8 protein-coding genes are annotated in these 8,507 nt (G+C 65.1%); 1 reads left to right on the top strand and 7 read right to left on the bottom strand.

Annotation, left to right across the window (positions count from 1 at the left end; translation table 11 throughout):
• On the top strand, nucleotides 1-271 hold a 271-nt coding region (locus tag Q8N40_RS13995; protein ID WP_305712236.1), incomplete at its 5' end, for an RsmD family RNA methyltransferase.
• A 176-nt stretch (nucleotides 272-447) separates the two neighbouring features.
• Here the strand turns inward: Q8N40_RS13995 and mutL are convergent.
• From mutL to Q8N40_RS13960, 7 genes are all read right to left on the bottom strand, one after another.
• The gene (mutL, locus tag Q8N40_RS13990; RefSeq protein WP_305712235.1) at nucleotides 448-2,259 is read right to left on the bottom strand and encodes a DNA mismatch repair endonuclease MutL; all 1,812 of its coding nucleotides are present in this window, start codon (nucleotides 2,257-2,259) and stop codon (nucleotides 448-450) included.
• Between the two features lie 102 nt (nucleotides 2,260-2,361).
• Nucleotides 2,362-2,781: an alternative ribosome rescue aminoacyl-tRNA hydrolase ArfB gene (gene arfB, locus Q8N40_RS13985; protein ID WP_305321781.1), complete on the bottom strand. Its 420-nt coding sequence runs from the start codon at nucleotides 2,779-2,781 to the stop codon at nucleotides 2,362-2,364.
• Between the two features lie 178 nt (nucleotides 2,782-2,959).
• Nucleotides 2,960-4,336 (bottom strand): M16 family metallopeptidase, encoded by a 1,377-nt coding sequence (locus tag Q8N40_RS13980; protein WP_371135701.1) that lies wholly within the window; start codon nucleotides 4,334-4,336, stop codon nucleotides 2,960-2,962.
• Complete coding sequence (locus Q8N40_RS13975; protein ID WP_305712234.1) at nucleotides 4,333-5,721, bottom strand: pitrilysin family protein; 1,389 nt, start codon at nucleotides 5,719-5,721, stop codon at nucleotides 4,333-4,335. Before Q8N40_RS13975 ends, Q8N40_RS13980 begins: the two co-directional genes overlap by 4 nt.
• Nucleotides 5,722-5,917: 196 nt before the next feature.
• Nucleotides 5,918-6,661 (bottom strand): hypothetical protein, encoded by a 744-nt coding sequence (locus Q8N40_RS13970; RefSeq protein WP_305321779.1) that lies wholly within the window; start codon nucleotides 6,659-6,661, stop codon nucleotides 5,918-5,920.
• 90 nt (nucleotides 6,662-6,751) lie between these two features.
• Nucleotides 6,752-7,249, bottom strand: a complete 498-nt coding sequence (gene lspA, locus Q8N40_RS13965) for a signal peptidase II (RefSeq protein WP_305712233.1) — start codon at nucleotides 7,247-7,249, stop codon at nucleotides 6,752-6,754.
• 161 nt (nucleotides 7,250-7,410) lie between these two features.
• A partial coding sequence (locus tag Q8N40_RS13960) for a class I tRNA ligase family protein (RefSeq protein WP_305712232.1) occupies nucleotides 7,411-8,507 on the bottom strand: 1,097 nt, incomplete at its 5' end.

Here is an 8,507-nt window from a genome sequence, read left to right as displayed (position 1 = left end):
GACAAAAGTGTATCGCCGCGACGCCACCAATCCCGGCCCCGCGCATCCGATGGAGCCGTTCTCGCTGGTGTTTCTCGATCCGCCCTACCGCATGAAACTCGCCGAAAAATCGCTGGCCGCATTGCGCGACGGCGGCTGGCTGAAGCCGGGGGCACTGCTGGTGGTCGAGGAGTCCAGGGCCGCGGCGTTCGCGGCACCCGACGGTTTCGAGGAGCTGGAGCGGCGGGCGTATGACGATACGGAGTTTACGTTTTTGCGCTTCCCTTCGTAGGGCGGGCAAAGCGCCGCGTGCCCACCGTTCCGACCCGTCCACTGCGTGGTGGGCACGCGCAAACGCGCCCTTGCCTACCCTACTATTTTACCTACAGCTTTGGCGTATTGAGGTAACTAAATACCCGTTAGTGCCATTGCATGGGGTTGTTTTCGATGTTTTTAAAATGGGGACGATTACCGTCTGCCGAACAGCTTCTCGATATCGCTCAGTTTCAGTTCCACGTAGGTCGGCCGGCCGTGGTTGCACTGCCCGGAATTCGGCGTGTCTTCCATTTCGCGCAGCAGCGCGTTCATCTCTTCCGGCTTGAGGATGCGCCCGGCGCGCACCGAGCCGTGGCAGGCCATGGTGGCCGCGACATGCATCAGGCGGCGTTCCAGCGGCAACGCCTCGTCCCATTCCGCCATGTGCTCGGCGAGGTCGCGCAGCAGCGAAGCGGCATTGGTCTTGCCGAGCAGCGATGGCGTCTCGCGCACCGCGACCGCACCGGGGCCGAAGGAGTCGATCGCCAGCCCGAACGTCGCCAGTTCGACGGCGCGATCGAGCAGTTGCTCGACGGTGGCCTCGTCGAGTTCGACGATCTCCGGAATCAGCAGGATCTGCCGCTGCACACCGTTGCGCGCCAGCGAGGCCTTGAGCTTCTCATAGACGATGCGCTCATGCGCGGCGTGCTGGTCCACCACCACGAGCCCGTCGCGGGTCTGCGACACGATATAGGTTTCATGAATCTGGGTCCTCGCCGCACCCAGCGGACGGTCGAGCAGATCGGCGGATGGCGACGGCTGAAAGCGCACGTCCGCCGTCGGTGTGCCGACATCGAAGGCGGCCTGTCCCGGTTCGGCGAACGCGGTCGCCGCCGATCCCTCGAAGCCCGGCGTTCCCCCCGTGGGATAGGCCGGCGAGCGCCGCCAGTCCCAATTGCCCGGACGCGGCGCGAATGACGGGCGGAACGAAGCCAGTGCGGCGCCGTCGCTGTTGGCCGCGGTGCGCTTGCCCTCGCGGGCAAGGCCCTCCTTCAGCGCGTGCACGATCAGCGCGCGGACGAGGCCCGCATTGCGGAACCGGACCTCGGTCTTGGCCGGATGCACATTGGCGTCGACCTCCTGGCTATCGAGCGTCACGAACAGCGCCACCACGGGATGACGGTCGCGGGGCAGATAATCGGAATAGGCCGCGCGCACCGCGCCGATGATCAGCTTGTCGCGCACCGGCCGGCCGTTGACGAACAGATACTGCCCGAGCGCATTGGCGCGGGTCAGCGAGGGCGCGGCGGCAAAGCCCTCGACCACCACGCCGTCGCGCTCGCTGCGCACTTCGATGGCGCTGGAACGAAAATCCGCACCCAGGATATCGCCGAGCCGCGTCAGCCGTCCGGCGGCGCCGGGCAGGGCGGCGGCCCAGGTCACCGGCGCGCGTTCCTCGCCTGCCAGCGTGAAGGCGATGTCGGGCCGCGCCATCGCGAGGCGGCGCACCACTTCGCGGATCGCTTCCGCCTCGGTGCGGTCGGTCTTGAGAAACTTCAGCCGCGCCGGGGTCGCATAAAAGAGGTCGCTGACCTCGACGCGGGTACCCTGGCTCAGCGCCGCCGGCATGATCGCGGATTTGACGCCGCCTTCCACCGCCAGTGACCAGGCGTGCGGTTCGCTGAGATGGCGCGTGGTGATGCCGAGCCTGGCGACCGCGCCGATCGAGGGCAGCGCCTCGCCGCGAAACCCGAGCGTGCGGATCCGCAGCAGGTCCTCGTCGTCGAGCTTGGAGGTGGCGTGGCGATCGACCGACAGCGCCAGATCGCCATAGGTCATGCCGCTGCCATCGTCGGTGATGCCGATCCGCCGCCGCCCGCCGCCATCGGTGAAAATGTCGACCCGGCTGGCGCCGGCATCGATGGCGTTTTCCACCAGTTCCTTGACCACGCTCGCCGGACGCTCGACCACCTCGCCGGCGGCGATGCGGTTGACGATCTGTTCAGGGAGCTGGCGGACGGGCATGGGACGACTCGTGGGAGTGAGTCCCTAGTCTAGAGACTCTTGCCGGGTGACGGGAGGTCGTGGAGCCGAAACTGCGAAACTCTCCACGCTGTTATCGTGCCCTCAATCGTCGAACCGGGCCGAGCCGCGTTTTGCCTTGATGTCGCTGCGGCGCTTCTTGCCTTCCAGCCGCCGGGTCTTCGAGCCCAGCGTCGGCCTGGTGGCGCGGCGCGGCACCGGCCGCACCATCGCCTCGCGCAATATTTCGAGCAGCCGGTCGGTGGCGTCGGCGCGGTTGCGCTCCTGGGTGCGGAAGCGCTGCGCGTGGATCACGATCACGCCGTCCTTGGTCATGCGCTGGCCGGCGATCCGGTTCAGCCGCACCGCGGCATCCTCCGGCAGCGTGATCCGGCGGGTGTCGAACCGCAACTGGGCTGCGGTCGAGAGCTTGTTGACGTTCTGCCCGCCCGGGCCGGAGGCGCGGACGAAGGTGATCTCGATGTCGTTCTCGTCGATCGAAAGGTCGCGGGAAATCCGCAGCATGGCGTCACCGGAGGAGGAAATCTCTCAAAGCATAAGCAGGCGTCATCCTGAGGTGCGAGCCTCTTTGGCGAGCCTCGAAGGGTGCCAGGCTGTCTAGCACATCCTTCGAGACGCCGCGCAAGTGCGCGGCTCCTCAGGATGACGGCGGAGTTTGCAGAGAACTCCGGAAAACCGCGCCTTAGTTTGCTTTAGGTGCCGTCGCCGCAGCCGGCTGGACTGCGGCCTGCGGGGCGCGGCCGACGATCACCGTGAGCAGACCTTGCCCCCACAACCGCCGGGCGGCCTTTTTGGCGTCGTCGAGCGTCACCGCATCGACGATGGCGTTGCGCTTCTCGATGTAGTCGATCGGAAGCTTGTCGAGCTGGTACTGCAGCAGCGCCGATGCCAGCTTCGAGGAGCTGTCGAGCGCCAGCATCTGCGAGCCCTTCAGGTAGGACTTGGCCTCGTCCAGTTCCTGCTGGGTCGGGCCTTCCTCGGCGATGCCGCGGATTTCCTTCTCGATGGCGTCGACGGTCTCGCCGGCGCGGTCGGCGCGGGTTCCGGTATTGCCGACGAAGATGGCGGAGCGATCCATCCACAACAGCGATTCATTGACCGAATAGGCCAGGCCGCGTTTCTCGCGGACCTCCCGATAGAGTCGCGACGACAAACCGCCACCGCCGAGAATATGGTTGACGACATAACCGGCCATGAAATCCGGGTCGTTGCGCTTGATGCCGGGGCCGCCGAACGTCACCACGGTTTGCGGCACGTCGAGCGGAATGAAGGCGCGCTGCGGCGGCCTGGCGGCTTCCACCTCGGCGACGGGTGTCAGTTTCGCCTTGGCCGGCAATCCGCCGAAGGTCTGGTCGAGCAACTGGCCGAGCGTCGCCGGGTCGACATCGCCGACTACGGAAATCCGCAGCGTATCCTTGGCCAGCACGCGGCGGACGTAATCCTTCATGTCGTCGGTATCGATCTTCGCCACGCTATCCAGCGTGCCGCTGGCCTGGCGGCTATAGGGATGGTCGCCGAAGGTGACCTGCAGGAACTTGCGGCTGGCCAGCGCCGAGGGACTGGACGTATCGCGCCGCAGGCCCGAAACGACCTGCGCGCGGATACGCTCGACATCGGCGCTGTCGAAACGCGCCGAGGTCAGCGCCATCCGCAGCAGATCGAAAGCCTCGTCCCTGTTGTCCTTCAGCATGCGCAAGCTGCCGCGGAAATAATCCCGCGTCGAGCTGAAGTTCAGCTCGATGGCACGGCGGTCGAGCCGCTCGTGGAACGCCTTGGAATCCAGATCGCCCGAACCCTCGTCGAGCAGGCTGGCGACCATGTTGCCGACGCCGGGCTTGTCGGCCGGGTCCTGCGTCGCGCCGCCGCCGAAGGCGTATTCCATCGCGATCAGCGGCACGGTGGCATCCTGCACGAACCAGGCTTCGATCCCTCCCGGCGAGATCAGATGCTGGATTTTGGCCGCGGCGTGCGAAGGCACCGGCGCCAGTGCGAGGCCGGCGGCAGCCAGAAAAGCGAAGCGACGCGCGGAAATCCTCAACGAGGTGACAAAATTCTTCACGAACGCTTCTCCTCGCGCTTCGGCGTGGCATCCTTGATCAGGTAGCCTGTCACCGATCGCTTTTTATCGAGCCATTTTTGTGCAGCGTCGCGGACCTGTTCGGCGGTGACGGCGCGAATGCGATCCGGCCAGGCCCGGATATCGTCGATGCTGAGGCCGGAGGTCAGCGCAGCGCCATACCAGCGCGCCAGCGTCGCCTGGTTGTCCTGGGCGTAGATCGCCTGCGCGATCAGCTGGGTCTTGACGCGCTCGAGGTCCTCCGACCGCGCCGGGTTTTGTCCGACATCCGCGATCACGCTGTCGATCACCTGCTCGATCTGCGAAAACTCCACGCCCGGCTTCGGCGACGCCGAGATCACGAACTGCGACGGATCGAGCGAGGTGCCCTGGTAGCCGGCACCGGCGCTGACCGCGAGTTGCCGGTCTATCACCAGTGCGCGATACAGATAGGAGTTGGAGCCGCTGCCGATCAATTGGGCGAGCACGTCGAGCGCCGGGCTTTCGCCCGCGGCGGCGGTGCCGGCGGAAGGCACGAGATAATAGCGGCGCACGCTGGTCTGTTCGACCCGGGCGTCGGACAGCGTGACGGTGCGCGGGGCTTCGGGCATCGGTTCCTGCGGCCGGACACGGTGGGTGGCGATGGCGGGCTGCGCCGGGATTTCGCCGTAGGTCCGCTCCACCATGGGGCGGACATCCTTGGGATCGACGTCGCCGGCGATCACCAGGATGGCGTTGTTCGGCGCATAGAAGCGCTTGTAGAATGCCAGCGCATCCTCGCGGTCGAGCTTCTCGATTTCCTGGCGCCAGCCGATCACGGGCCGGCCGTAGGGATGATTGAGAAAAAGCGCCGCCATGATCTGCTGGGTCAGCCGCGCATCCGGGTTGTTGGCGACCCGCATGTTGAATTCCTCGAGCACGACGTCGCGCTCCGGCAGCACGTTTTCGTCCTTCAGGATCAGGCCGGTCATGCGGTCGGCCTCGAATTCCATCATCCTGGCCAGCTGCTCGCGTGGCACGCGCTGGAAGTAGCCGGTGTAATCGGTCGACGTGAAGGCGTTCTCGTTGCCGCCGACCCGGAGCACGGTCTTGGAAAATTCACCGGCCGGATGCCTGGAGGTGCCCTTGAACATCAGGTGTTCGAGAAAGTGGGCGAGGCCGGACTTGCCGGGCGTCTCATCGGCGGAGCCGACCTTGTACCAGATCATGTGGGTGACGACCGGCGTACGGCGATCCGGGATCACCACGACCTGCAAGCCGTTGGGAAGCGTGAAGGTGGTGGGACGCTCCGACGTCACCGTGGTCTGGGCAAGAACGTCACTTGAAAATGCCAGGGCAAGGAGCAGCGCGGCGGCGAGCGAAACGGCAAAACGGGGTGTGGGCATCATGACCTGTCTGGCGGGTATTCCGCAAAAGTCGGTATCGGTTGCTTTGCAATCAGGTTTACGCCGATTGCGTAGACTTGCCTGCGGCAGAATACGCAGCGCGAACGGTAAGGTTCGGGATAACGCCGCGGCACCGTACACCGGGACAAGACCGGCGAGCGTCACGAAGCCGAGAGGTTACAATAGATTAAGGCCGCGCCTAGTCGCCGTACTTGCCTTTGGCCGGATTGTATTCCTTGTTCATCGTTTCCTTCGGCCCGGTGCCGTAGGCGAAGTTCGGTGACGGCGTCTGGTATCCGCTCGGCGGCTGCGTCAGCGTCTCCCGGGTCGGCTCGCCCTTGAACGGCGCGGTCTCGGTCTTGTTGCCGCCGAACAGGCCGCTGAAGCCGCCCTTGTAGCCGAGTTCCGACGGGCTCAGCAGCACATTGCTGTTGGTGGCGCCGGGCTGGATCGGGTCGCGGCTGCCGGTGCGGGCGGGACCGGCGGTCCTGCCGGCGGCCAGTTCGGCCGGAGTCAGGATGCGGGCGGCTTCCCGGGGATCCTTATTGTCTTTCTTGCGGGCGGCTGCCGCAGCCTTGCGTCGCTGCGCGTCGGGGTCCTTTGGCCAGTTCGCGACGGGGGCCTCAGCCGCCGCGGATGCCGGCGGCGGCAGATCGAGCCTGGGGGGCACCACCAGCGGCGACCGCTCGCGATACTCGATGCCCCGGTTTTCCATGTTGGTGCCGCCGATGCCGGCCATGATGCCTTCGATGATCTTCTCTTCGAAGGTCTTGTCGTCCTCGTCATCGTCAGCGGCGCGGGCCGCGCCTGCCGAAATCACCAGGCCGATGCCCAGCACGGCGACGGCGAGCTTCAGCCCCCGCCAGGGAGTTTCCCAAGCGATATGCCAAGAGATCGGTAATGGGTTCTGCACAATCCGGAAGCTGGCTTCGGTGTCGCGCATTACGCTGTTCCTGTTCAAATTCTTCCGCAAGGGGGCGCCGATCTAAGGCGCACAAATCGCTCCGGCTTGCAGGGCCCGTATCAGCCGGGATCAGGGCGCTTTTGCGGCGGGTACCCCCAGGAAGGAGTCATACAGCAGGGCCGCTACCCCGGCAACAATCGCCACGTCGGCGAGGTTAAACACGTACCAATTGAAGGTTTTTCCCCCGATATCGAGGTGGAACAGGGCGAAATCGACCACCGCCCCATACGCGAAGCGGTCGATACCATTGCCGATGGCGCCGCCGATGATCAGGCCCAGTGCAACAGTCGCCAGCAGGGTCTGCGAGCGCGCCATCCAGACCGCCAGAACCACCACGGCCACCGCCTTGATCAGCATCAGGATGATCTGGACCCACGCGCTGTCGCTCTGGAACCAGCCGAAGCTGATCCCGACATTCCAGGCCAGCACCAGGTCGAAGAACGGGGTAACCCTCACCGCGCCGCGTTGGGCGATATCGAACACGAACAGCAGCCAGAGTTTTGAGGCTTGATCTAGTACGAGGGCTGCGACGGCGGCGATCAGACCGGAGCGGAGGTGGGGGGTCATGCGCCCCACCTCGTCGTCCCCGCGAACGCGGGGACCCATACGCCGTGACGTCGATATTTTGAAAGACTCTTGGTCATCTTCCTTTTTCTATTTCGAACGCCCGGGAATATGGGTCCCCGCGTCCGCGGGGACGACCATAGTGTATTGCGACGATAGAGGTATTAAACACTCACTCCCAGCGCTTTCCATTCGCGCAACGCGGCGGCGTCGCGCGGCGAGACATCCGGGTATTCGGCATCGTCGCCGACGTCGGTGGAGATTTTCCACGACCGCGCGCATTTGATGCCAACGGCTTTTTCGACCACGACGGCGACGCCGGGCACTTCGTTGAGCCGGAATGCACCGGCCGGCGCGTCGTCATTGCTCGCCATCGCGTTCGAAGTGATGAACACCTCGGCGAGATCGATATCGAACAGCGTGTTGAAGATGCTCTTGTCGGAGACATAGACCAGCGGCGAGGCCTCCAGCGAGGAGCCGATGGTCTTGGCGGCGCGCTCGAGTTCCAGCGCACCGGTGACGACGCGGCGGACCTCGCGGATGGTTTCCCATTTCGCCGCCAGCGCGTCATTGCGGAACGCGTCGAACTCCGTCGGGAACAGCGTCAGATGCACCGAGGGCTCGGCGTCGGGCCGGTACATCCGCCATGCCTCTTCGGTGGTGAAGCTCAGCACCGGCGCCAGCCATTTCAAGATTGCGTCGCAGATGATGTCGATCGTGGTCAGTGCCGCCTTGCGCGCCAGCGACGACGGCGGATCGCAATACAGCGTATCCTTGCGGATATCGAAATAGAACGCCGACAATTCGGTGTTCATGAACGCCGAGAGGCTCGCGACCACGGTCTTGTAGTCGAATTCGGCGTAGGCCGTGCGCACGATGGCGGCCTGGCCCGCGAGCTGATGCAGCATCAACCGCTCCAGTTCGGGCATCTCGGCATGCGCGACCCGGTCGCCGGGCGCAAAATGCGCCAGCGTTCCGAGCATCCAGCGGATCGAATTGCGCAGCTTGCGGTAAGTCTCGATGGTGTTTTTGAGGATTTCCGGACCGATGCGCTGGTCGTCGGCATAGTCGGTGGCGCAGACCCACAGTCGCAATATATCGGCCCCGGAATCCTTCATCACCTTCTGCGGCTCGACGGTGTTGCCAACCGACTTCGACATCTTGCGGCCGTTCTCGTCCAGCGTGAAGCCGTGCGTCAGCACGACATCGAACGGCGCGCGACCGCGGGTGCCGCAGCTTTCCAGCAGCGACGACTGGAACC

This window comes from Bradyrhizobium sp. (genome assembly GCF_030693485.1).
In the GTDB taxonomy this organism is placed as follows: Bacteria; Pseudomonadota; Alphaproteobacteria; order Rhizobiales; family Xanthobacteraceae; genus Bradyrhizobium.
This window is presented reverse-complemented; position numbering and strand designations above follow the sequence as displayed.

Coding starts and splice junctions, on each gene's coding strand:
- mutL (WP_305712235.1), bottom strand. CDS start 2,259: ATGCCCGTCCGCCAGCTCCCTGAACAGATCGTCAACCGCATCGCCGCC.
- arfB (WP_305321781.1), bottom strand. CDS start 2,781: ATGCTGCGGATTTCCCGCGACCTTTCGATCGACGAGAACGACATCGAG.
- Q8N40_RS13975 (WP_305712234.1), bottom strand. CDS start 5,721: ATGATGCCCACACCCCGTTTTGCCGTTTCGCTCGCCGCCGCGCTGCTC.
- Q8N40_RS13970 (WP_305321779.1), bottom strand. CDS start 6,661: ATGCGCGACACCGAAGCCAGCTTCCGGATTGTGCAGAACCCATTACCG.
- lspA (WP_305712233.1), bottom strand. CDS start 7,249: ATGACCCCCCACCTCCGCTCCGGTCTGATCGCCGCCGTCGCAGCCCTC.